Source organism: Streptococcus parasuis, from assembly GCF_021654455.1.
Lineage (GTDB): Bacteria > Bacillota > Bacilli > Lactobacillales > Streptococcaceae > Streptococcus > Streptococcus parasuis.
This window is the reverse complement of the sequence record NZ_AP024276.1, coordinates 1,374,779-1,397,111: the sequence shown is the minus strand read 5'-3', so window position 1 is coordinate 1,397,111 and position 22,333 is coordinate 1,374,779. Positions and strand designations below refer to the sequence as shown.

At 39.1% G+C, this 22,333-nt stretch carries 22 protein-coding genes; 16 read left to right on the top strand and 6 right to left on the bottom strand.

Features of this window, described 5'->3' with window-relative positions:
• Positions 1–124 precede the first annotated feature (124 nt).
• The 7 genes from L6410_RS06985 to L6410_RS06955 all read left to right on the top strand — a co-directional run bounded on the left by L6410_RS06985 (position 125) and on the right by L6410_RS06955 (position 6,176).
• Positions 125–736, top strand: a complete 612-nt coding sequence (locus tag L6410_RS06985) for an ATP-dependent Clp protease proteolytic subunit (RefSeq protein WP_228380341.1) — start codon at positions 125–127, stop codon at positions 734–736.
• A gap of 116 nt (positions 737–852) precedes the next feature.
• Entirely contained in the window at positions 853–1,140 is a 288-nt protein-coding gene (locus tag L6410_RS06980) for a DUF2129 domain-containing protein (protein WP_172040175.1), read from the top strand.
• Between the two features lie 165 nt (positions 1,141–1,305).
• Entirely contained in the window at positions 1,306–2,475 is a 1,170-nt protein-coding gene (locus tag L6410_RS06975; RefSeq protein WP_237395195.1) for an ABC transporter substrate-binding protein, read from the top strand.
• A 389-nt stretch (positions 2,476–2,864) separates the two neighbouring features.
• Complete coding sequence (locus tag L6410_RS06970; RefSeq protein WP_024391943.1) at positions 2,865–3,752, top strand: branched-chain amino acid ABC transporter permease; 888 nt, start codon at positions 2,865–2,867, stop codon at positions 3,750–3,752.
• Positions 3,753–3,754: 2 nt separating this feature from the next.
• Entirely contained in the window at positions 3,755–4,702 is a 948-nt protein-coding gene (locus tag L6410_RS06965; RefSeq protein WP_237395194.1) for a branched-chain amino acid ABC transporter permease, read from the top strand.
• The gene (locus tag L6410_RS06960) at positions 4,702–5,466 is read left to right on the top strand and encodes an ABC transporter ATP-binding protein (protein WP_237395193.1); all 765 of its coding nucleotides are present in this window, start codon (positions 4,702–4,704) and stop codon (positions 5,464–5,466) included. Before L6410_RS06965 ends, L6410_RS06960 begins: the two co-directional genes overlap by 1 nt.
• Entirely contained in the window at positions 5,466–6,176 is a 711-nt protein-coding gene (locus L6410_RS06955) for an ABC transporter ATP-binding protein (protein WP_024404853.1), read from the top strand. Before L6410_RS06960 ends, L6410_RS06955 begins: the two co-directional genes overlap by 1 nt.
• Positions 6,177–6,372: 196 nt before the next feature.
• Here the strand turns inward: L6410_RS06955 and L6410_RS06950 are convergent, their stop codons facing one another.
• From L6410_RS06950 to L6410_RS06940, 3 genes are all read right to left on the bottom strand, one after another.
• Positions 6,373–7,629, bottom strand: coding sequence for an ISL3 family transposase (locus L6410_RS06950; RefSeq protein ID WP_237395183.1), 1,257 nt, complete (start codon positions 7,627–7,629; stop codon positions 6,373–6,375).
• A 709-nt stretch (positions 7,630–8,338) separates the two neighbouring features.
• Complete coding sequence (locus L6410_RS06945) at positions 8,339–9,511, bottom strand: IS110 family RNA-guided transposase (RefSeq protein WP_237395142.1); 1,173 nt, start codon at positions 9,509–9,511, stop codon at positions 8,339–8,341.
• A 417-nt stretch (positions 9,512–9,928) separates the two neighbouring features.
• Positions 9,929–10,573: an HAD family hydrolase gene (locus L6410_RS06940; RefSeq protein ID WP_237395192.1), complete on the bottom strand. Its 645-nt coding sequence runs from the start codon at positions 10,571–10,573 to the stop codon at positions 9,929–9,931.
• A 109-nt stretch (positions 10,574–10,682) separates the two neighbouring features.
• Here L6410_RS06940 and L6410_RS06935 point away from each other — a divergent pair, with 109 nt between their 5' ends.
• The gene (locus tag L6410_RS06935; RefSeq protein WP_237395191.1) at positions 10,683–11,813 is read left to right on the top strand and encodes a glycerate kinase family protein; all 1,131 of its coding nucleotides are present in this window, start codon (positions 10,683–10,685) and stop codon (positions 11,811–11,813) included.
• Positions 11,814–12,263: 450 nt separating this feature from the next.
• Complete coding sequence (locus tag L6410_RS06930; protein WP_237395190.1) at positions 12,264–14,015, top strand: IS1634 family transposase; 1,752 nt, start codon at positions 12,264–12,266, stop codon at positions 14,013–14,015.
• A gap of 32 nt (positions 14,016–14,047) precedes the next feature.
• Here L6410_RS06930 and L6410_RS06925 read toward each other — a convergent pair whose 3' ends face one another.
• The gene (locus L6410_RS06925) at positions 14,048–14,512 is read right to left on the bottom strand and encodes a DUF1694 domain-containing protein (protein WP_237395189.1); all 465 of its coding nucleotides are present in this window, start codon (positions 14,510–14,512) and stop codon (positions 14,048–14,050) included.
• 149 nt (positions 14,513–14,661) lie between these two features.
• Here L6410_RS06925 and eno point away from each other — a divergent pair, with 149 nt between their 5' ends.
• The 4 genes from eno to L6410_RS06905 all read left to right on the top strand — a co-directional run bounded on the left by eno (position 14,662) and on the right by L6410_RS06905 (position 17,786).
• A complete protein-coding gene (gene eno, locus L6410_RS06920; RefSeq protein ID WP_024391935.1) occupies positions 14,662–15,969 on the top strand; it encodes a surface-displayed alpha-enolase in 1,308 nt (435 codons plus the stop codon).
• Between the two features lie 519 nt (positions 15,970–16,488).
• On the top strand, positions 16,489–16,710 hold the full coding sequence (relB, locus tag L6410_RS06915) for a type II toxin-antitoxin system RelB family antitoxin (protein WP_024404858.1): 222 nt from the start codon (positions 16,489–16,491) through the stop codon (positions 16,708–16,710).
• A 1-nt stretch (position 16,711) separates the two neighbouring features.
• Positions 16,712–16,972, top strand: coding sequence for a type II toxin-antitoxin system RelE family toxin (locus L6410_RS06910; protein ID WP_172016284.1), 261 nt, complete (start codon positions 16,712–16,714; stop codon positions 16,970–16,972).
• 166 nt (positions 16,973–17,138) lie between these two features.
• Complete coding sequence (locus tag L6410_RS06905) at positions 17,139–17,786, top strand: HAD family hydrolase (protein ID WP_237395188.1); 648 nt, start codon at positions 17,139–17,141, stop codon at positions 17,784–17,786.
• 28 nt (positions 17,787–17,814) lie between these two features.
• Here L6410_RS06905 and L6410_RS06900 read toward each other — a convergent pair whose 3' ends face one another.
• Positions 17,815–18,000 carry a hypothetical protein gene (locus L6410_RS06900; protein ID WP_237395187.1) on the bottom strand — a complete coding sequence of 62 codons (186 nt, stop codon included), beginning with the start codon at positions 17,998–18,000 and terminating at the stop codon, positions 17,815–17,817.
• A 66-nt stretch (positions 18,001–18,066) separates the two neighbouring features.
• A complete protein-coding gene (locus L6410_RS06895) occupies positions 18,067–19,068 on the bottom strand; it encodes a lactonase family protein (RefSeq protein ID WP_237395186.1) in 1,002 nt (333 codons plus the stop codon).
• Between the two features lie 134 nt (positions 19,069–19,202).
• Between L6410_RS06895 and L6410_RS06890 the strand changes: the two genes are divergently transcribed.
• From L6410_RS06890 to budA, 3 genes are read left to right on the top strand one after another with little or no spacing between them, the layout of a single operon-like run.
• A complete protein-coding gene (locus L6410_RS06890; protein ID WP_024397410.1) occupies positions 19,203–20,369 on the top strand; it encodes an AI-2E family transporter in 1,167 nt (388 codons plus the stop codon).
• Positions 20,359–21,588 (top strand): tetratricopeptide repeat protein, encoded by a 1,230-nt coding sequence (locus L6410_RS06885; RefSeq protein WP_024391930.1) that lies wholly within the window; start codon positions 20,359–20,361, stop codon positions 21,586–21,588. The genes L6410_RS06890 and L6410_RS06885 overlap by 11 nt, the downstream gene beginning before the upstream one ends.
• Before the next feature lie 3 nt (positions 21,589–21,591).
• A complete protein-coding gene (gene budA, locus L6410_RS06880; RefSeq protein WP_024391929.1) occupies positions 21,592–22,308 on the top strand; it encodes an acetolactate decarboxylase in 717 nt (238 codons plus the stop codon).
• Positions 22,309–22,333 lie beyond the last annotated feature (25 nt).

The following is a 22,333-nucleotide window of genomic DNA, read 5'->3' as shown; positions in this document are numbered from 1 at the left end:
GTTTTCATTATTCTGTGGGTGAGGGCGGAGCCATCATGGATGTCTTTCCCACTCCCTTTTCTGGTTTTAAATCGTGTTTTTTATTTGACCAATTTTGACTATTCCTATATAATGGGAAAAGAAAATCTCGAAAAGGAGTAAATTTATGATTCCAGTAGTTATTGAACAAACTAGTCGCGGTGAGCGCTCGTATGATATTTATTCACGTTTGCTGAAAGACCGCATCATTATGTTGACAGGTCAGGTTGAGGACAATATGGCCAATTCGATTATTGCCCAATTGCTTTTCTTAGATGCACAAGATCCAACAAAAGATATTTATCTCTATGTAAATACACCAGGGGGTTCTGTTTCCGCAGGTCTTGCCATCGTGGATACAATGAACTTCATTAAAGCAGACGTACAGACAATTGTAATGGGAACTGCAGCAAGTATGGGAACAATCATTGCTTCAAGTGGTACAAAAGGCAAACGTTTCATGCTTCCTAATGCAGAATACATGATTCATCAACCAATGGGAGGCACTGGTGGTGGTACTCAGCAAACTGACATGGCAATTGCAGCAGAACACCTCTTAAAAACTCGTAACAAGTTAGAAAAAATTTTGGCGGACAATTCTGGTAAGACAGTCAAACAAATCCATAAGGATGCAGAACGTGACTATTGGATGTCTGCTGAAGAAACCTTGGCATACGGCTTTATCGACCAAATTATGGATAATACAAAGACTAAGTAATGTTGTTTCTATAAGATTATTCTCACATGCTCCGATGATCGACTTGATTGTTGGAGCTTTTCATTTTTAATTGAAAGCGGTATAATATAGGAAGAATCAATTTTAGAGGAGTTGACATGTTTGAGAAGAAAGATCGGATTAGTTTAACAGTATATTTACATTATAACCGTGATGCCCGTAAATTAAACCAATACGGAGATATCGTATATCACTCCAAACGCTTACGGTATGTTCTTGTCTATATGGATCAAGATAAAGTAGATGTGGCCATTACAAAACTAAAGAAGGAGAAGTTTGTTAAAAAATTAGTTCCTTCATATATGAAAGAATTGGATCAAAACTTTGTAGGGAGTCTATGGCGTGAATCGTTTGAAAAGCCAGAGCCTGCCCACATATCGTCATAATGTAATATGGAGTCATCAGTAATGATGGCTTTTTTTTGTGAATTATTTGGGGAATTATTAAAATTTTAATTTTTTTTTAAAATTTTGATCATTTGTATTGACAATTTTCAGATAATTCTGTATATTAGATACATGTTAAATTTAAGAAAGTTTTAAGGTATTTTCATGAAAACAAGAAAATTTGCAGTAGCGCTTGCTACATTTGCCTCTGCAGCTCTACTTGCTGCCTGTGGTAATGTTTCGACAACCAATACATCCGCAGCTGGTTCAACTGTTGGGGAAACATTTAAAATCGGTTATAACTTGGAGTTATCTGGTGCTGTTTCATCTTATGGTCAAACAGAAGAAAATGGTGCCAACCTTGCCGTGAAAGAAATCAATGCTGCGGGTGGTATTGACGGCAAAAAAATCGAAGTGATTACAAAAGACAACAAGTCTGAAACAGCAGAGGCAGCTACTGTTGCAACAAGCTTGGCAAGTGAGGGTGCAAACGTCGTGATCGGTCCTGCTACATCAGGAGCTTCAGCAGCCTCTATTCCAGCATTGACATCTGCTGGTGTTCCTATGATTACTCCTTCAGGTACACAAACAAACTTGGTTGAAAATGATAAAGGTGAGGTACAAGAATACTTCTTCCGTACAACCTTTACAGATGGATACCAAGGTGAAATCATGGCTAAGTACGCTACTGAAAACTTGTCAGCTAAGAAAGTTGTTCTTTACTTTGACAACTCATCTGATTACGGTAAAGGTGTAGCTGAGGCCTTCAAGAAAGCTTTCACAGGAGAAATTGTTTCAGAAATTACATTTGCTTCTGGTGATAAAGACTTCCAAGCTGCATTGACAAAATTGAAAGATAAAGAATTCGATGCTATCATTATGCCTGGTTATTACAATGAAACTGGTACAATTGTGAAACAAGCGCGTGGTCTTGGTATCGAACAGCCAATCCTTGGTTCAGACGGTTTCGACTCTCCACAATTTACTGAATTGGCAACTGCTTCAGCAGCTTCAAACGTTTACTACCTTTCAGCATTTGTAACATCAGCAAGTGAAAAAGCACAAGCATTCTACGATGCATATGTGAAGGAATACAACGAAGAGCCATCAATGTTCTCAGCTCTTGCATATGACTCAGTTTATATGGCAGCAGAAGCAGCGAAAGGTGCAAAAGATTCAGCAGCTGTGAAAGATAACCTTGCAGCTTTGAAAGACTTCGAAGGTGTTACTGGTACCATGTCTATTGATGAAAACCATAACGTTGTGAAATCAGTTTATGTTGTTGGTTTGACAAATGGTGAGCAATCTTCAGTGGATACAATTTCAGTTGACTAATAAAAAGATAGAAGAAAGAGGGATTTCCCTCTTTTTTCAAATTACGTTATCTTTGCTACATCGCTTAGAAAGTGTTTATACTCTTCGAAAATCAAAATTATCCGTTGTCAACTTGCCTTGATGAACTCCAGTTCTATCTTCGACTTCGTTTCCTAGGCTACTTTTGATTTTCATTGAGTATTATTCTTCTGTTTGTACAAATTGATCATACGAATTTTAAGGAATCAATGCAGACTTTTGAGTGGACATAACTGTTTGATTAGCTCAGATTGATTTTACCCTTTATGTGGCTGATGAATGGCAATCGAACTTGCTTATTTTCAGAAAATTTTGTATAATGTAATAATGCTTACTGAGCTTGAAAAATATTTAGAAAGATTGGTGAACCTATGCTTCAACAACTTGTCAATGGTTTGATTCTTGGTTCTGTTTACGCACTATTAGCCCTTGGGTATACCATGGTGTACGGAATCATCAAACTCATTAACTTTGCCCACGGTGACCTATACATGATGGGTGCGTTTATGGGGTATTTTCTATTAAATAATTTAACGTTTATTGGGGATGGAGGAACTCGTTTCTTTATTGCACTTATTCTGGCAATGGTAGGAACAGCTATTCTCGGTGTTGTAATAGAGTTTTTGGCCTATCGTCCTTTGCGAAATTCAACACGTATTGCAGCCTTGATTACAGCTATTGGAGTTTCTTTCTTCTTGGAATACACTATGATTAAGTTCTTTTCGGCTGATGTAAAAGCATTCCCACAAGCAATTGAGGCAGTAACCTTCCACTTGGGTCCAGTTTCTGTAACCAATATTCAGTTGATTATTCTGGGTGTCTCATTGTTCTTGATGATCGCTCTGCAATTAATCGTGAAGCGTACAAAAATGGGGAAAGCCATGCGTGCGGTTTCAGTTGATAGTGATGCAGCGCAGTTGATGGGGATTAACGTAAACCGTACGATCAGCTTTACTTTTGCTCTTGGATCAGCCCTTGCGGGTGCGGCCGGTGTTCTTTTAGGCCTTTATTACAACCAAATCGAGCCTTTGATGGGGATGACACCAGGTTTGAAAGCCTTTGTTGCTGCGGTATTAGGTGGTATTGGTATTATTCCAGGTGCGGCTCTTGGTGGATTTGTTATCGGTATTATTGAAACCTTCACCTATGTGATCAGTTTAGATACCTTCCGTGATGCAATCGTGTACGCTGTGCTTATTATCATCCTCTTGGTCCGTCCGAGTGGTATCCTTGGTAAGAATGTGAAAGAGAAGGTGTAACCATGAAGCAAAATTTAAAAGTTAATGCGATTTGGTTGGCTATCTTATTAGCTGGTTTTGGTCTGATTCAAGGTCTTGTTGCAGCAGGGATTTTAAACTTCTACTATATCCAAATTGTTCAACAAATCGGTATTCAAATTATCTTGGCAGTCGGTTTAAACTTGATTGTTGGTTTCTCTGGTCAATTTTCTCTAGGTCATGCTGGTTTTATGGCTATTGGAGCATATTCTGTCGGGATTATTGGTAAAATGATGCCATCCTACGGTGGATTTGCTGTTGCGTTGGTTGTTGGAATGTTGATTTCAGGTGCAGTTGCTTTGTTGGTTGGTATCCCAACCTTGCGCTTAAAGGGTGACTATCTTGCAATTGCGACTCTTGGTGTTGCTGAAATCATTCGTATTTTGATTATCAACGGTGGAAGTCTTACCAACGGTGCAGCTGGTATCATGTCTATTCCACTCGTTACAAGCTGGCCTTTAGTTTATATTTTTGTTATTATCACAACCTTGGTAACAGTAAACTTCTTACGTAGCCCAATGGGAAGAGCTACGATTTCAGTTCGTGAGGACGAAATTGCGGCTGAGTCTGTCGGTGTTAATCCGACATTTGTTAAGGTTTCAGCCTTTGTCTTCGGTGCCATGACAGCAGCCATTGCAGGTGGTCTCCACGCAGGTTATGTTGGAACAATTGTTCCTAAAGATTTTGCCTTCATGACTTCAGTGAATATTTTGATTGTCATTGTATTAGGTGGTTTGGGTTCAATCACTGGTACCTTTGTGGCAGCTATTGTACTTGGTATCTTGAATGTCTTCTTGAAGAGTTATTCAGATATTTCAATGATCATTTACTCATTAGCATTGATTCTTTTGATGATCTTCCGTCCTGGTGGTCTTTTAGGAACCAAAGAATTTAGCGTAGCAGCTCTACTCAAGAAGAAGGAGGTTAAGTAATGGTATTACTTGAAGTAAAAGATTTAACCAAGAACTTCGGTGGACTAACTGCTGTTGGTGATGTAACCATGGAGCTCCATGAAGGAGAATTGGTTGGGCTTATCGGTCCTAACGGTGCAGGTAAAACAACGCTTTTTAACCTTTTAACTGGAGTTTATGAACCGAGCGAAGGTACAATCACTCTTGCTGGTACACTTTTAAATGGTAAAGCGCCATCAAAGATCGCCTCACTTGGTCTTGGTCGGACATTCCAAAATATCCGACTCTTCAAAAACATGACCGTTTTAGAAAATGTTTTGATTGGTCTTGGTAACCATGGGAAAGCAGAATTTTTTGCAAGTTTTTTCCGTCTTCCAGCATTCTATAAGAATGAAGAAACCTTGAAAACAAAAGCGATTGAACTTTTGAAAATTTTTGATTTGGATGGCGATGCAGATACTCTAGCTAAAAACCTTCCATACGGTCAACAACGTCGTTTGGAAATCGTTCGTGCTCTTGCGACTGAACCAAAAATTCTTTTCTTGGATGAACCTGCAGCTGGTATGAACCCACAAGAAACAGCAGAATTGACCCAACTCATCCGTAAAATCAAGGAAGAATTTAACATCACGATCATGTTGATTGAACATGATATGAGTCTGGTTATGGAAGTTACAGAGCGAATTTATGTATTGGAATATGGCCGTTTAATTGCGCATGGAACTCCTGCAGAAATCCGTAGCAACAAACGTGTTATTGAAGCATACCTCGGAGGTGAAGCCTAATGTCAATGTTAAAAGTTGAAAATTTATCGGTACATTATGGCGTCATTGAGGCGGTAAAAAATGTATCATTTGAAGTAAACGAAGGAGAGGTCGTTACCTTGATTGGTGCCAATGGTGCAGGTAAAACCTCTATCCTTCGTACGATTTCTGGACTTGTTCGTCCATCTTCAGGAACGATTTCTTTCCTTGGAAATGAGATTCAAAAAGTTCCGGCCCGTAAAATTGTAGCAGATGGTTTATCACAAGTTCCAGAAGGTCGTCATGTTTTTGCAGGTTTGACCGTTATGGAAAACTTGGAGATGGGTGCCTTCCTACGCAATAATCGTGAAGAGAACCAAGCAAACTTGAAGAAAATATTTGCTCGTTTCCCACGCTTGGAAGAAAGAAAAAATCAAGATGCCGCTACCCTTTCAGGTGGTGAACAACAGATGTTAGCAATGGGACGTGCTCTCATGAGCCAACCAAAACTCTTGCTCCTTGATGAACCTTCAATGGGACTAGCACCAATCTTCATCCAAGAAATTTTTGATATTATCCAAGATATTCAAAAACAAGGCACAACCGTTCTCTTGATTGAACAAAATGCCAACAAAGCCCTCGCCATCGCTGACCGCGGCTACGTCCTCGAAACAGGAAAAGTCGTCCTCTCAGGAACAGGAAAAGAACTCCTCGCCTCAGAAGAAGTCAAAAAAGCATATCTGGGTGGTTAAAACAGCCTACGGATAGGCTGTTTTAATCGGGAGATAGGAAAACCAGTAATGCATTGCTGGTTTGTCCCCGTTGTTTTAAGCTGGAAATAGGAAACGCCGGCAGGCGTTTTTCTTTATATCAAGGTCCGGGGGACCTTTTTAGGTTGGAGATAGGAAAAGAAAGGCTCTTTGTCAACTGTAGTGGGTAGATGAAAAGCTAACACCTAGAGAGGACGAACTTCGTTCTCTCTTTCTTTATGTTCAAAGCAATCAAAATCCGTTTTTTAAAATTTTCAAAGTTCCTGAAACCAAAGGCATTTCTTTTAATGACTTTGATGAGATTATTGGTAGCTTCCAGTTTGGCGTTGGAATAAGGCAATTCCATGGCGTTTAAAACCTTGTCTTTATCCTTTAGAAATGTCTTAAATACCGTCTGAAAAATAAGATTAACAGTGGCTACTTCCTGTTCGATGAGGTCAAAGAAATGGTCTGAGTTCTTCTCTTGGAAATGGAATAAGAGCAATTGATAGAGTTCATAGTGCTGTCGTAGTTCCTTGGAGAAAGACAGGAGTTTTTCTAGGATTTCCTTGTTAGTCAAATGCATTCGAAACATAGGGCGATAAAATCGTTTATCGCTGAGTTTACGGCTATCTTGTTGTATCAATTTCCAGTAGCGTTTCAAGACTCGGTATTCCTGCGATGTTCTGTCGAATTGATTCATAATTTGAATACGGACACGGTTCATAGCCCGGCTAAGGTGTTGAACAATATGAAAGCGGTCTAGTACGATTTTTGCATTCGGAAAAAGCTGTTTAGCAAGTTGATAATAGGGACTAAACATATCCATGGTAATCACTTTGACCTGATTTCTAACCTTTCTAGGATAGCGTAGAAAGTGGTTTCGGATGGTTGCTTGAGTTCTTCCGTCGAGAATGGCGATGACATTTAGGGAGTTGAAATCTTGAGCGATGAAGCTCATTTTCCCCTTCTTGAAGGCATACTCGTCCCAACTCATCACCTCAGGTAGGGTATTCCAATCCGTTTCAAACTTGAACTCATTGAGCTTTCTCATAACTGATGATGTTGAGATAGCTAGCCTGTGTGCGATATGTGTCATTGCTTGATTTTCGATGAGTAATTGGGCAATTTTCTGGTTAACAGCGACAGATATTTGATGGTTTTTCTTAACAAGAGGAGTTTCAGCGACCGCCATTTTCCCACATTCTTTACACTTGAAACGACGCTTTTTAAGGCGGATAAGGAGTGGATAACCAGCGGTTTCTAGGTAGGGAATTTTTGATGCTTTCTGGTAGTCGTACTTAGCCATTTGTCCCTTGCATTTTGGGCATTTAGGAGCCATGTAATCCAAGTAACCGTGGAGTTCTAAGTGAGTTCCCATATCATATTCATCAGTGATAGTGATATTTTTGTCTTTAATTCTGAGAAAATTTGTGATAAGATTTAGTTGTTCCATATGAGTCTTTCTAAAATGATAGTTTGAGCACTTTTCATTATAGGTCATATGGGACTTTTTTTCTATACTCAAAAAGGCTCCATAATCTCCACGGTGGTTTTACCCACTACAGAAATTATAGAGCCAAAAGAAAAAGTCTTTCGAAGCTGTGATCAGTGAACAATTTCGCTCTCAACACAGTCAAGTATCATGTTTTAAAAATAAACAACGAAATAATAGGAAGTTGTCGCGATTCAAAGGAGAGTATGTTTTTATTCTTCTTTTATCATAAAGAAACAACCACTCGAAAACATATATAAAATAGTTTTTTGAGTGGTTGTTTAACATTATGTAGTAGAATGCTTTTTGGATAAGTATTGCTTGAGGCTGGGCAGAAAGTCCAGCCTCGCTTCTCAGAGTTTGTGCCAACATCTCAGCGCAGTGGTTGATTGGCAGATTTGTTCGTGTTTCACACTCCAAATCTGACCATTACGACTGTTGCGAACAAAGTTCGCTCCATTTCCAACCTCCAACAGTCACTACTCTGACTGTTGGAGCTGTGCGGTGGTGGGAGTGAAACAGTCTGGGGATAGACTGTTTCAGCTCAACAACTCGAAACGAAAAATTGTTGACGAACTCTTTTTAGACTGGTCGAGTTCTTATACGAAAACTCAAAAGAATGCAAAAACTCCCTCCCTATGATATAATCAAAGCGAAAAAATTTTTTATGTTAGGCTACTAGCTCGTCCCTAGTAGTCTTTTTCTGTGCTAAAAATTCAGGATACGTTATCTGCTCTTTTAAGAGAATATAAGCTATTTTTAATAATTGATGTGCGAGGGCGATTGTTGCTTTTTGTGAACCACGTCGACTTTGAATCTGATAAAATCGTTCAGCTAGAGGACTTCCTTTTTGTCTTTTGATAGCGAAAGCGGCCTGGCATAAACATTTCTTTAGATATGAATTACCATGTCGAATCTTGGTACTTCGTTTCTTACCAGCACTCTCATTGTTACCTGGACAGAGTCCTGCCCAAGAGGCTAGATGTCCAGCAGTTGGAAATTGACTCATGTCAGCTCCAACTTCAGAGATAATGACAGAGGCTGTAATGACATCAATACCTGGGATAGAATCCAGAATTTCTACCTGCTTCTCGTATTGTGATAGATAGTCATTAATTCGGTCCTCCAATATTTCAATCTGCTTCTGATAAAAATCATGAAGCTCTAAGGATTGCTTTAACATGAAGCCATGATGGTCAGAGAAATAACCATCCATAGCATTAAGAAGTTGAGGTACCTCCTTCTTCAAGCTTGTATAAACTGATTGATGAACAATGCGAGGCGTGATAGGCGTCTTGTCAATCAGTAGTTGAAGGAGATTACGACCTGAAGCACCCATAATATCTTCGATATAGGTCGTTAGCTTGATACCACCTGACTGAAGAATTTTATGGATACGATTGGTCTCCTTATTACGACTTTCCACATAATGTTTTCGTTGTCTGGTCAACTCCCTCAATTCTTGAATGGTTTCATCGGGAACGAAACTCCGAGGTAGTAGACCAATCCGTGTTAATTTGGCAATCCAGAGAGCATCTTTCTTGTCAGTTTTCTGACCTGGAATTGCCTTCATGTGGGCTGGTTGTGCGAGTATCAACTCGAAGTCATCACAGAGAGCATGCCAGACAGGTCGCCAATAGACACCTGTGCTTTCCATACCAACAGCTTCCACATGAAATTGACTGAGAAAATCGTGGCAAGTACGTAGGCCTTTAGTCGTTGTATCAAATGTAGCCATCTCACGCTTTGGACGAGTTGAGGTGAGAGATCCGTGTAGGATACAAACGACAATATTGGCTTGATGGACATCAATACCTGCACAAGATTGATAGAGAACATCCATGATAATTCCCTCCTTCTAAAAATTAGAGAGCTTATCTACCGAATTTTAGTCGTATTTTTATACTCATGCCTATCGCATATTTTGGGGTGCTCGTCAGTAGAGTGGATCAGTTTTTCCCTCGATGTTTAACATCATTAACTCGTCAACCACAAAGCCCTCACTATGATTATACACCTAGTGAGGGCTTTATGTTCGTTTTCATTATTCTGTGGGTGAGGGCGGAGCCATCATGGATGTCTTTCCCACACCCATCGTTGTTTTTGAGAGTGTTTGGTAATTCTCCATTGTAAGAATATTTAATGATATGATTTATGTACTTGATACCAATTCCTTTAAACAATATCTATTGAAAAAAAATAAATACTGAATTTTTACGACAACTGTGCTTGGAAAAATATAAAAATATTGGTAAGTGTATTAACTTAGAAGAAAATCACTCAGTTCAGCTACATTCTTTACAATACAAGTAGCACCTGCTTTTTCAAACTCTTCGGTACTTCCATAGCCATAAAGAACTCCGATGGCAGGAAGTTGGTTCATGTGAGCACCTTCTATATCATGCTCTCTGTCACCGACCATGACTGCAGGTTGAGGAAAATTGCCTAATTGTTTCAGCGCATAAGCAATCACATCTGCCTTACTGATACGACTATTGTCCAGACTTGCTCCCGCAATCACATCAAAAAAATGATCAATTTCAAAATGTTTAAGGATTTGTTTTGCGAATAATTCGGGTTTCGAAGTAGCAATCACAAGGGTTTTGCCGGCAGACTTTAACTTTTCAAGAAGTGGAACAATTCCAGGATAAAGTTGGTTTTCAAACATTCCCTTTTCTTTAAAATAAATGCGAAAAGCATCGACTGCAGCCTGTGTTTCTTCGGGGTTCAGTTGATAGAACTGTGAAAAAGATTCATAGAGTGGCGGTCCGATGAACCTTCTCAAATGATCTGGCTTTGTTTCTTCAATCCCCATTTTTTCGAGTGCAAAGGCAACGGAATTTAAAATGCCTTGACCAGAATCTGTTAATGTTCCATCTAAATCAAATAATATAGTTTGATACATAGCTGCCTCCTTTCTTTCAGTATATCATACTCTTTTAAAATCTGATAAGACTTATTGAAAGCTTCTTTTGGGAATGGTATACTAATAATATAAAGGAGGTTGGTCCACTATGCATATTCTCATAGCGCCAGATTCGTTTAAAGAATCTCTTTCAGCAGCACAGGTCGCTGAAGCGATTAAACTTGGATTTTCAAAGGTTTATCCTCATGCAAGCTATGACTTACTTCCCTTGGGTGATGGTGGGGAAGGTACTGTTGAGAGTCTGACAGATGCCTTATCGCTGGATGTGAAACACACCTATGTTACTGGTCCATTTGGAGACAAAGTCAAGGTTACCTATGCGATGAAAGATGACCTTGCAGTGTTTGAAATGGCTGCAATAGTTGGCCTTGGCAGTATTCCACACGAAAAAAGAAATCCGCTTTTGCTCAAAACAGAAGGAATTGGAGAGTTAATCGTTGAACTTGTGCAAAATGGAGCTCAGAGAATTTTGATTGGTGTTGGCGGATCTGCTAGTCATGATGGTGGTATTGGTATGGCATCAGGTCTTGGTGTTAGATTTTATGACTGTGATGGAGATGAGGTTGAGGCTATTGGGGCTCATTTGGGAAAGATAGTACGCTATTCAACAGACGAAATGTTGGTGGACTTATCCCAAGTTAGGATTGACTTGGTTACGGATGTGAATAATCCACTTTGTGGGCCTTTGGGTGCAACTTATGTTTTTGCTGGTCAGAAAGGTCTGGTGGCTGAAGAGTTTGAACGTATTGATGAAGAAATGGCTGGGTTTTATAATAATGTGAATCCCGAAATACTTGCTGTAAGTGGAGCAGGTGCTGGTGGTGGTATGGCTGCAGGATTGGTCCAATTTGCTGGTGCACATATCCAAAAGGGTGTAGATTTTGTTATGAATCAATTGAATTTTGATCACCGAGTTGCTGAGGCTGATCTTGTCATTATAGGTGAGGGTCGGATGGATGTCCAGAGTCTAGCAGGGAAAACTCCTATAGGAGTGGCTCGACGAACACCAGTTGGAGTTCCTATCATTGCGATATGTGGCAGTCTCAAAGATGACCTACCTGATTTTCCTTTTGAAAATATCTGCGCCGCATTTCCTATCATTGCAAGTGTTGACAGTTTAGAACACACGCTCAAAAATGCAGAAAAAAACCTGATCCGTACAGCAGAACAGGTAGCAAGAGTAATTCAATTAGGAGGAACTGTAAGATGGAATGGATGAAATCAATGGCAACTATCTTATTTATTCTTAATTTGTCTGGCAAAGCTGCAAACCCTTGTAAGACTTTCTAAGAATGAAAGAGGGACAGAATCGAATGTATTGAAAGGAAATGAATCTATTTTCTTTTTCAATGAAAAAATGATATAGGCAGATTGCTGGGAATTCTGTGTTTATTAAGTATGATTATTTGTCTTGTACTTATTTTAGTTCATTGGTAAATCAGTCTACCCAAATAATTTTTTCCAGAAGGAAGGTTTTGTATCTTCCTTTTTTTCTTCTATTAAGAAAATATTTGGAAATACTGATTTTAAGGTAACATCTTCATTATCTACTCGAGTTTATCAGTTAATTCATTTCACAACCGCTGTTTTTGCGATAACAGCGGTATTTTTTTAACATTTTATTGATATTTTTGTTGTTGTGAACGGCGGTGTATGTTATAATATATTTATGGCATTTATTCGAATTACAAAAAACAGAGAAGGCCGTAAACATGTTTATCTTGTTGAAGGATATCGTGAGAACGGAAAGTCAAAACAACGGATTCTTTATAAATATGGTTTGTTGGACGAATTGGAAGCGAAAGAACCAGGCATTCTTGAGCGATTAAAACGTGAAGCAAAGGAAAACTCACAAGCTAAGTCTGAGGAATTTCTGATAAAACTTTCTTTGAAAGATCCAATGAACAAACCTGACGAAAACATTGGTTGGAAGATTTTAGAAGATCTTTATACTACACTTAAGTTACATCAATTCTTTAAAAAGAATAAGCCGTCAAAAATGACGATGGACTTAGATGAAACAGTTAAACTACTGATTTTTCAACGAATTCTTAATCCGGGAAGTAAATATAAAACTTTCTACCACCAAGCTTCCCTATTCGGAGATTGGAATGTTCCATATAATTCAGTTTATCGGTCACTAGATATCTTAAATACCTTTCAATCAGAAATTCAACAGCACTTACATCAAGAAGTTAGCCAATTAACGAATCGAACTGGAACCTTAGTGTTTTATGATGTTACCAACTATTTTTTTGAAATTGATGTTCCTGATGAAGATATCCGTGATGAAAATGGAGACCTTCTTGTCGAGGGGCTTCGTCGAAGAGGAGCTAGTAAAGAATATAGGAAAGACCCCATTATCCAAATGGGATTATTCATGGATATGAACGGTATTCCTATCGCTTATAAACTATTTCGAGGAAACCTTACAGACCCTATCACTTATATTCCAGCAATTGAGCAAGTAAAGAAACAGTTTGGGATTGAACGGTTGGTAGTGGTCGCAGACAAAGCGATGAACAGCACAAATAACCTGAATGCCACTATAAAGAACAATGACGGCTGGATCTTCTCGCAAAAGCACCGTGGGAAACGAGGTGCTCCGAAGGATATTCAAGAAAAAATATTGGAAGAATCTGGTTGGCAGTTTAATCAAGATATCACTTTCGCTAAAAAGTCTTACATTCGAGAGAGAAAACTTGGGACCAAGAAGGATTCTCCAACCGTTAAAGAAAAAGTACTACTGACCTGGTCAAAGAAATATGAAGATAGAGAACGGATTCGACGTGAAGGGGCTCTTGACTATGCCAATAAGCTAACTGATGCGGAATTGTTTCGACAAACGAGCAAGAAGGGTGGAAAGAAATACCTTGAGTTGAGCTATTTGGATAAGGAAACCGGAGAGGTTAAACCATTTTCGCCACTTATCCGAATTGACCAAGAACAGGTCGAATTTGATGCTCAATTTGATGGGGTTCATGTCCTTGTGACCAGTGAGATTGAGATGGAAGATGATGCCATATTAGAGGCCTATCAAGAATTATCTGCGATTGAGAATTGTTTCCGAATTACAAAAACAGAGTTTGAAACGAGACCTGTTTATGTACGAAAAAATGAACATATTGAAGGCCATTTCCTAACCTGCTTTATCAGTTTAGTGATGATACGCTTATTGTATTACATTACCGATAAGAAAATGAGTCCTGCTCGAATGATAGAGGGCTTAAACAGTATGTTAGCTGCAGATATGGGACAAGGGATATATAGAGTCAAGCAGAACCATGAAGCAAGTGAGTTACTTCATTTATTAGGAATCACTTGGGATCGTGGAACTGTCAGACATGAAGATATTCAAAAGTTAGGGAAAAACTGCATACACAACACAATTTATGACTCAAAAAAGCTCCCTAAACGTTGATTTGACAGCGTTTAGGGAGCTTTTTTCATTTTTTAACTGATAAACTCGAGAAATAATTTTTTCCAGAAGGAAGGTTTTGTATCTTCCTTTTTTTCTTCTATTAAGAAAATATTTGGAAATACTGATTTTAAGGTAACATCTTCATTATCTACAGCATGGTCAGTATGAAAAATCAAAGCATATGGTGATTGACCAACTTTCTCGTCGATAATAGCTGTAGTAATGCTGTGTGTTTGTGCCATTTTCATCAGCGAAATCTGTTGCTTATCCGATAGGGAGGGGGATAGTTTAAGAAAGAGCGGTTGGTAGTTACTAACTAATTTTTGGCAAATCTGATTGAAGTCTTGAGAGACCTGTTCCTTTGCCAATTCGTCAAAAGAAAGTAGGAGAACAACCCGCTCCCGGTAGGTTCCCATGTACAGACGTTGTTCATCCGGATTTAGACGAGTTTCCCCGGAAGCCTTTCTTAAAATGCTTGTATTTATATCGTTATTCATAGTATTAGTATAACATAAAACTATGTAAGAAAAAAGGAAGACGTTTACATTACTTCTTTCTGTAAAAATACCGACTTTTTCTTGAAAAATAACGTATTTTAGGGTATGATAGCAATGTAACAATTTTAAACTCAAAGGAGAGTAATATAATGTCAATTATTACTGATGTTTACGCTCGCGAAGTCCTTGACTCACGCGGTAACCCTACACTTGAAGTTGAAGTTTATACTGAATCAGGTGCTTTCGGACGTGGTATGGTTCCTTCAGGAGCTTCTACTGGTGAGCACGAAGCAGTTGAGCTTCGCGACGGTGACAAATCTCGTTACCTTGGTCTTGGTACTCAAAAAGCTGTTGACAACGTGAACAACGTGATTGCTGACGCTATCATCGGTTTCGACGTTCGTGATCAACAAGCTATCGACCGCGCTATGATCGCTCTTGACGGTACTCCTAACAAAGGTAAATTGGGTGCAAACGCAATTCTTGGTGTTTCTATCGCTGTAGCTCGTGCTGCTGCTGACTACCTTGAAGTACCACTTTACACTTACCTTGGCGGATTCAATACTAAAGTATTGCCAACTCCAATGATGAACATCATCAACGGTGGTTCTCACTCTGACGCTCCAATCGCTTTCCAAGAATTCATGATCGTACCAGTTGGTGCTCCATCATTCAAAGAAGGTCTTCGTTGGGGTGCTGAAGTATTCCACGCTTTGAAAAAAATCTTGAAAGCTCGTGGTTTGGTAACAGCTGTTGGTGACGAAGGTGGTTTCGCTCCTAAATTTGAAGGTACTGAAGATGGCGTTGAAACAATCATCGAAGCTATCGAAGCTGCTGGATACGAAGCTGGCGAAAACGGCATCATGATCGGTTTCGACTGTGCATCATCTGAATTCTTCGACAAAGAACGTAAAGTTTACGATTACACTAAATTCGAAGGTGAAGGCGCTGCTGTTCGTACATCTGCTGAACAAATCGACTACCTTGAAGAATTGGTTAACAAATACCCAATCATCACTATCGAAGATGGTATGGATGAAAACGACTGGGATGGCTGGAAAGCTCTTACTGAGCGTCTTGGCAAACGCGTTCAATTGGTTGGTGACGACTTCTTCGTAACAAACACTGACTACCTTGCACGTGGTATCAAAGAAGGTGCTGCTAACTCAATCCTTATCAAAGTTAACCAAATCGGTACTCTTACTGAAACATTTGAAGCTATCGAAATGGCTAAAGAAGCTGGTTACACTGCCGTTGTATCACACCGTTCAGGTGAAACTGAAGATTCAACAATCGCTGACATCGCAGTTGCAACTAACGCTGGCCAAATCAAAACAGGTTCATTGTCACGTACAGACCGTATTGCTAAATACAACCAATTGCTTCGTATCGAAGATCAATTGGGTGAAGTTGCAGTCTACAAAGGATTGAACTCATTCTACAACCTTAGAAAATAATCTCTTTATGGGGTTAAGGGCTGTAAAGCCTTGATATTAGGCACTTTGGGGCATCATCCCAAGGTGCTTTTTTAGAATTTACTACCCTTTGTACCACCCCATGTTTGAAATGCTGTATTTTTGGTATAGTAAGAGGGCAGTCACAAAGTGTGACCTCCTTTATAAACTATTGATGGCTGTTTCATAATTTGAGACAGCTTTTTTGCATTTTCATTGAGTATCAGTCACCGCCTTATGACAAGTTGAACAAATGGTTTGAAACCTATTCAGATTTGTATTTTATTGTAGTTCCTTTACCTAAAATGGAGGTTTATAATGATATAGTAGGTATCTATCGAAGTGTGGGGTATAATATTCTCAAGCGCAAGGAGTAGTAAAGATGGAGTAGCCTTGATATAGGAATCTCACGTTTAAATCGTGACTATTGTACTAGCACCTAGGAAACAAGGTGCTTTTTGATAGATTGACAAATACTCCAAAATGTGTTACAATGTAACACAAAGAAACGAGGTAAACACCATGAGTACAGTAACTATCAGATTAAATCAAGAAGAAGAGGTATTCTTTAAAAGCTATGCACAATTAACAGGTCAAAGTCTTTCTAGCCTTTTTAAGAAAGCTTTGGAGCGTGATATTGAAGATGAGTATGATTTAAAAATCTATCATCAAGCTTATGATGAGTACAAAGCAAATCCAGAAACAATTAGTCATGCTGATTTTAAGAAAGAGCTAGGATTATAGCATGTATCGTTTAGAGTATTCTAAAAAGGCTCAAAAGCAAATTAAGAAATTAGATAGGCAAATTCAGAGGTTGCTATTTGCTTGGATTGATAAGCACTTAGAAGGGACTGAAAATCCACGCGCCAATGGTAAAGGTTTGACAGGTAATCATGCTCACGAGTGGCGTTATCGTATCGGAGATTACCGACTGATTTGCGATATTCAAGATGATAAGTTGGTTATTTTAGCACTTGAGTTTGGACATCGTAAAGATATCTATTGATTTGTGAAAATCTATGACAAGACAGGTCCTAACTATTTTTAAGAATGAATAGAATACTAGACTGAAATTCCTAGGGAGTTTTCTTTGCCTTGAAATTGATAAAATGATATTCTAAAAAGACTGATCAACTTAAGTATTCTCATGTTGAAAAGTGATGGAGAATGGGATGATAGAGTGGATATTTTTTGATTTGGGTTCGACGCTTTTAGATGAAGAGGCTGCTTATGGTTATTATATAGACAAGTGTGTGAAGAAGTTAGAGTCTCTGGATATAGAGGTTTCATCAGATTCTTATAAAAAGAAAATGGTGGAGTATGCTCATAAGTCGCTGGACCCAATTCGTGCGACCTGGCAATATTTTTCACCGACCGAGTCACGTCCTTTATGGACAAATAAAGGGGTAAAACTTTATCCGGGAGCAAAGCTAGTTCTTGAAACTTTATCAAAACACTATCAATTAGGGATAATTGCAAATCAATCTGCTACGGTAAGGGCTTTGTTGGAGGAATGGGGAATTGAGTCTTACTTTCAACTTATTATCCTCTCTGAGGAAGTTGGACTATCTAAGCCAGATTCGACTATTTTCAAACTTGCCTTGCAAAAAGCAAACACCACAGCAAATAGAGTTGTCTATGTTGGAGATAGGTACGATAATGACATTGTACCAGCTAAATCGCTAGGTATGAGGGCTGTTCGCTTATTGACAGGAATTGGAAGATTTGCTGTTGAGGATATGGAGTGGAAGAGTGACTGGCAACTGCATTCAATCCAAGAACTTACGACTATTTTCAAAGAAAAAAGAAAACTAGACTGAACATTTCTCAGCCTAGTTTTTACATGTATTAGAACAAGCCTTTAACTTTATCTAAAAGACCGTTAACACCTTCAGAACCTGATAACAAGCCTTTTGCTTGTTCCAAGTATTCACCGAATTGGTCCTTGTTTTCTTCGATAAATTGTTTTGCACCTTCAAAATCTTTGTTTGCGATTAAGTCTTTTACTTCATTGAAAAGATCAACTGGATTCATGTTGAATTCACCTCCTATGGAACTATTAAACCAAAATGGTCTCAATTTCACAATTAATATGTCTAATTAAAACGTGACGCAAACAGCTTCAGGAACGTAGAAATCATGATATAGTTCTGTTAAACGACCGCTCTCTGTATCTCTCGCAAAGACTGTCGCATTGTCAGAGTCTTGATGAACGACAATTAAGTGATTTTCTTCAGGACTAAGAATGAAATCACGAGGAGTTTTACCATTAGTTGGGACGATTTCAACTAACTCTAAGCTAGCGTCGCCGAGGGTTTTGTATACTGCGATAGAATCGTTCCCACGGTTTGAACCATAGACAAATTGACCATCTTTCGTGATACGAATAGCAGCAGTACCATTGAAACCAGTGTGGTCCTCTGGAAGGGTTGAGATGGTTTGCATCAGTTCAAATTGACCCCAGCCATCATAGATGAGTACTTCAATAGTAGAGTTCAGCTCACAGATGAGATAGGCAATTTTTGTAGTTGGATGGAAAACGATATGGCGTGGTCCGCTACCCGGTGTAGCTTGATAAGTTGCTACTTTTTCTAATTTTCCCTGATTGTCCACTTTATATGTAACCACTTGGTCACATCCCAAATCACAGGCCACTAGAAATTTATCTGGTGTTAAATCAGAGAAATGAACGTGAGCAGAAGCTTGGTTTTCATGTGGACCAGAGCCCTCGTGCTGAGCAACATCCGCAAGTTCAAGAGAACCATCAGTCAAACGCTTGTAGACCAGCAATTGCCCTTTGTGGTAATTTGAACCAAAGACCAAGTCTTTTTCTTCATCAACGGAAACATAGCAAAGTGGTGCACCTTCAGCTACCACGTGATTTAGTGGAGTAAAGTCAGCAGAAAAGGCAGCGACACCACCTTGGCCATTTTCAGACCCAACTGAGTAGAGATGACCAGCTTGGTCAAAAGCTAGATAGGTAGGATTTGGTTCTTCTGCAACCAATTCTAAATTGCTAAGTTGACCTGAGGTTGCGTCAAATTGTGCTTTATAGATACCTTTTGATTCGCGTTTGGTATACGTACCGAAATAGATCGTCATGAGCTTCTCCTTTTGGAAATGATTGATAAAATTATACCACTTTTTTCTGATAAAGTCGCATAAATTCTGTAGTTGATTATTACAAAATTCCTATTGAAATGTTACAATAGATAAAAAAGAAGGGAGTGAGCATTGTGGACGACAAAGATCAAAAATTTACTCTAAGCTGGTTTTTTCGTTGGTTTTTAAATAATCAGGGTGTCACCATTTTGTTAGTGACCCTATTGACTTTTTTAACTATTTTCGTGTTTAGTAAGATTAGCTTTTTATTCACGCCAATTGGTAGTTTTTTACAAATATTACTTTTACCGATGATCCTGACAGGACTCTTATATTATTTATTAAATCCAATGGTTGACTGGATGGAAAAGCACAAGATTTCTCGTACAATTGGAATTTCAATCCTTTTTGTATTGATTGTGTTGCTCATCGTTTGGGGCCTAGCAGTTGCTATTCCAAGTATTCAGGAGCAGGCAACCTCTTTTGCTCAAAACTTGCCAACTAATATTCAGAAAATTGAGAGTCGAATCACGGGCTTATTACAAGATCAGCGATTTGAACAATTCAGACCAACTGCATTGGAAGTCTTAAATAAAGTGAATGATCAAATAGTGACTTTTGCGCAGAAATTTTCTTCAAGTGCTGTTAACTGGGCAAGTAACTTAATCTCGACAGCTTCGCAGATTGTTGTAGCTGTACTGATTATGCCATTTATTCTCTTCTATCTTTTACGAGACGGGCAATATTTGAATAAACATATCACTCAATATTTACCGACTAAGTGGAGGGACCCAATTGGAACAGTTTTATCCGATGTAAATAGTCAGTTATCAAATTATGTTCGAGGTCAGGTTACGGTTGCGATCATCGTTGCGATTATGTTCTCTGTCATGTTTTCCATTATTGGGCTTAGTTACCCTATAACCTTAGGGGTGATGGCTGGATTCCTTAATTTAATTCCGTATTTGGGATCATTCTTAGCCATGATTCCAGCGATTATTTTAGGTTTGATTGCAGGTCCAATCATGTTGATTAAGGTCTTGGTTGTCTTTATGATTGAACAGACCATAGAGGGTCGTTTTGTGACTCCACTTATTATTGGTAGCTCACTCAGTATTCACCCGATAACTATTTTGTTTGTACTCCTAACTGCTGGTCAAATGTACGGTGTGCTTGGGGTGCTATTAGGGATTCCAATTTATGCTTCTATCAAGGTTTTGGTGAAAGCAATCTTTGAATGGTACAAAGAACATAGTGCTTTATATAATGAGGAATCTAATGAGGTAAAGAATGAACAATAGTGAAAAAATGGTGGCTTGTATCAGTCAGCAGGATTTAGAGAAAGCCAATAAGTATTTTAAACGAGCATTGGCTGAAGATGATGTTGAGACTTTGTTGTCTCTAGCGGAATATTTGGAGGGAATTGGTTTTTTCCCACAGGCTAGTCAAATCTATGCACAAGTGAAAGATGATTTTCCTGAAGTAGGCCTGAATTTGGCTCAAATTGCCTTTGAAGATGGTTTGGTTGAAGAAGCATTTGCCTATTTGGAGGAAATTCCAGAGGATAGTCCTGTTTATGTGGAGGCTTTGTTGGTCAAGGCTGATTTGTATCAGGCTGAGGGATTATCTGATGTTGCGCGTGAAAAAATGTTGGAAGCAAGTTACTTGTCCGATGAGCCGATTATTCTTTTTGGATTGGCTGAATTGGATATGGAATTGGAATTGTTTGACGAGGCCATTTCTTATTATGCACAACTAGACAATCGTGACATCTATGAACTAACTGGAGTTTCTACCTATCAGAGAATTGGTATTGCCTATGCCAGTTTAGGCAAATTTGAAGCGGCCATTGAATTTTTGGAAAAAGCTGTTGAGTTGGAGTACGATGACCAAACTGTTTTTGAATTGGCTGCTCTGCTATTTGAAAGTGAAGAATACCAGAAGGCAAATCTCTACTTTAAGCAACTGGATACGATTAATCCTGATTTTGATGGCTACGAGTATGCCTATGCTCAGTCGCTTCATGCCGAGCATAAGATTGATGAAGCCTTGGCTATGACGGAAAAAGGGCTGGCGAAAAATGATTTTGATGCCAATCTCTTACTTCAAGCTTCTCAGTATGCCTATGAATTACATGATGAGGCGAGAGCAGAAGACTATCTGCTCCGAGCAAAAGAGGTGGCTGATGATGGGAATGAGCTCGCTTTGCGCTTGTCTAATTTGTATCTTGAGCAGGAACGATTTGAAGAGGTTGTGGCTTTATTCGATGAAGAGGTTGAGAATGTCTTAGCCCGATGGAATATTGCAAAAGCCTACCAAGCACTGGAGCAGGATGATGCGGCTATTCAATTGTATGATGAATTGGCCCTTGATCTAGTTGAGAACCCAGAATTTTTGGCTGATTATATAGAAGTGTTGCGCCAACTTGGTCGTTTGGATGAGGCAAAAGAGCAAGCTAGTCGGTATATCCAATTGGTGCCGGACGATTTGGCCATGCAAGAATTTTTGAATGAAGAGTAGGTTATGCAAGTAAATCGATTATTTCAATACAATACCTTAGGTGCCTTGATGGCGGGGCTGTATGGCGGTTCTTTAACAGTTGGTGAATTGTTGGAACATGGTGATTTGGGATTGGGAACCCTGGATTCCATTGATGGAGAGCTGATTGTTTTAGATGGAAAGGCCTATCAGGCCAAGGGAGCAGGGGAAAAACCAGAAGTGGTTGAAGTTCCTGCTGATATGAAAGTTCCCTATGCAGCGGTTATTTTTCACGAAGCAGAAGTCATTTTCAAGCAACGCTTTGAAATGACTAGCGATGAATTGCATCAGCGGATTGAGTCATATTATGATGGTGAAAATCTCTTTCGTTCCATCAAAATAAAAGGAACGTTTTCGCATATGCATGTGCGTATGATTCCAAAGTCGGCTTCTGATGTCCGGTTTGCGGAGGTGGCAAGTCGCCAGCCTGAGTATACCGCTGAGAATATTTCAGGTACCATTGTTGGTATTTGGACGCCAGAGATTTTCCATGGTGTCAGTGTGGCTGGCTATCATTTGCATTTTATTTCGGATGATTTGGCCTTCGGTGGTCATGTTATGGATTATGTTATTTCAGAAGGAATGGTTGAAGTGGGACCAGTAGATCAACTAGACCAGCGTTTTCCAATCCAAGACCGCCAGTATCTTTTCGCTAAGTTCAATGCTAAGGAAGTTAGAGAAGATATTGATAAGGCAGAATAGATTTAGCAATTGAGCTTAAAAAGAG

Bases quoted from the DNA above. Each gene is read 5' to 3' on its own strand.
- L6410_RS06925 (WP_237395189.1), bottom strand. From the start codon at position 14,512: ATGAATAACGATATAAATACAAGCATTTTAAGAAAGGCTTCCGGGGAA.
- L6410_RS06950 (WP_237395183.1), bottom strand. From the start codon at position 7,629: ATGGAACAACTAAATCTTATCACAAATTTTCTCAGAATTAAAGACAAA.
- L6410_RS06980 (WP_172040175.1), top strand. From the start codon at position 853: ATGTTTGAGAAGAAAGATCGGATTAGTTTAACAGTATATTTACATTAT.
- L6410_RS06935 (WP_237395191.1), top strand. From the start codon at position 10,683: ATGCATATTCTCATAGCGCCAGATTCGTTTAAAGAATCTCTTTCAGCA.
- L6410_RS06910 (WP_172016284.1), top strand. From the start codon at position 16,712: ATGTATCGTTTAGAGTATTCTAAAAAGGCTCAAAAGCAAATTAAGAAA.
- L6410_RS06905 (WP_237395188.1), top strand. From the start codon at position 17,139: ATGATAGAGTGGATATTTTTTGATTTGGGTTCGACGCTTTTAGATGAA.
- L6410_RS06940 (WP_237395192.1), bottom strand. From the start codon at position 10,573: ATGTATCAAACTATATTATTTGATTTAGATGGAACATTAACAGATTCT.
- L6410_RS06945 (WP_237395142.1), bottom strand. From the start codon at position 9,511: ATGGATGTTCTCTATCAATCTTGTGCAGGTATTGATGTCCATCAAGCC.
- L6410_RS06930 (WP_237395190.1), top strand. From the start codon at position 12,264: ATGGCATTTATTCGAATTACAAAAAACAGAGAAGGCCGTAAACATGTT.
- L6410_RS06975 (WP_237395195.1), top strand. From the start codon at position 1,306: ATGAAAACAAGAAAATTTGCAGTAGCGCTTGCTACATTTGCCTCTGCA.
- L6410_RS06970 (WP_024391943.1), top strand. From the start codon at position 2,865: ATGCTTCAACAACTTGTCAATGGTTTGATTCTTGGTTCTGTTTACGCA.
- L6410_RS06885 (WP_024391930.1), top strand. From the start codon at position 20,359: ATGAACAATAGTGAAAAAATGGTGGCTTGTATCAGTCAGCAGGATTTA.
- L6410_RS06895 (WP_237395186.1), bottom strand. From the start codon at position 19,068: ATGACGATCTATTTCGGTACGTATACCAAACGCGAATCAAAAGGTATC.
- relB (WP_024404858.1), top strand. From the start codon at position 16,489: ATGAGTACAGTAACTATCAGATTAAATCAAGAAGAAGAGGTATTCTTT.
- L6410_RS06965 (WP_237395194.1), top strand. From the start codon at position 3,755: ATGAAGCAAAATTTAAAAGTTAATGCGATTTGGTTGGCTATCTTATTA.
- L6410_RS06960 (WP_237395193.1), top strand. From the start codon at position 4,702: ATGGTATTACTTGAAGTAAAAGATTTAACCAAGAACTTCGGTGGACTA.
- budA (WP_024391929.1), top strand. From the start codon at position 21,592: ATGCAAGTAAATCGATTATTTCAATACAATACCTTAGGTGCCTTGATG.
- L6410_RS06955 (WP_024404853.1), top strand. From the start codon at position 5,466: ATGTCAATGTTAAAAGTTGAAAATTTATCGGTACATTATGGCGTCATT.
- L6410_RS06900 (WP_237395187.1), bottom strand. From the start codon at position 18,000: ATGAATCCAGTTGATCTTTTCAATGAAGTAAAAGACTTAATCGCAAAC.
- eno (WP_024391935.1), top strand. From the start codon at position 14,662: ATGTCAATTATTACTGATGTTTACGCTCGCGAAGTCCTTGACTCACGC.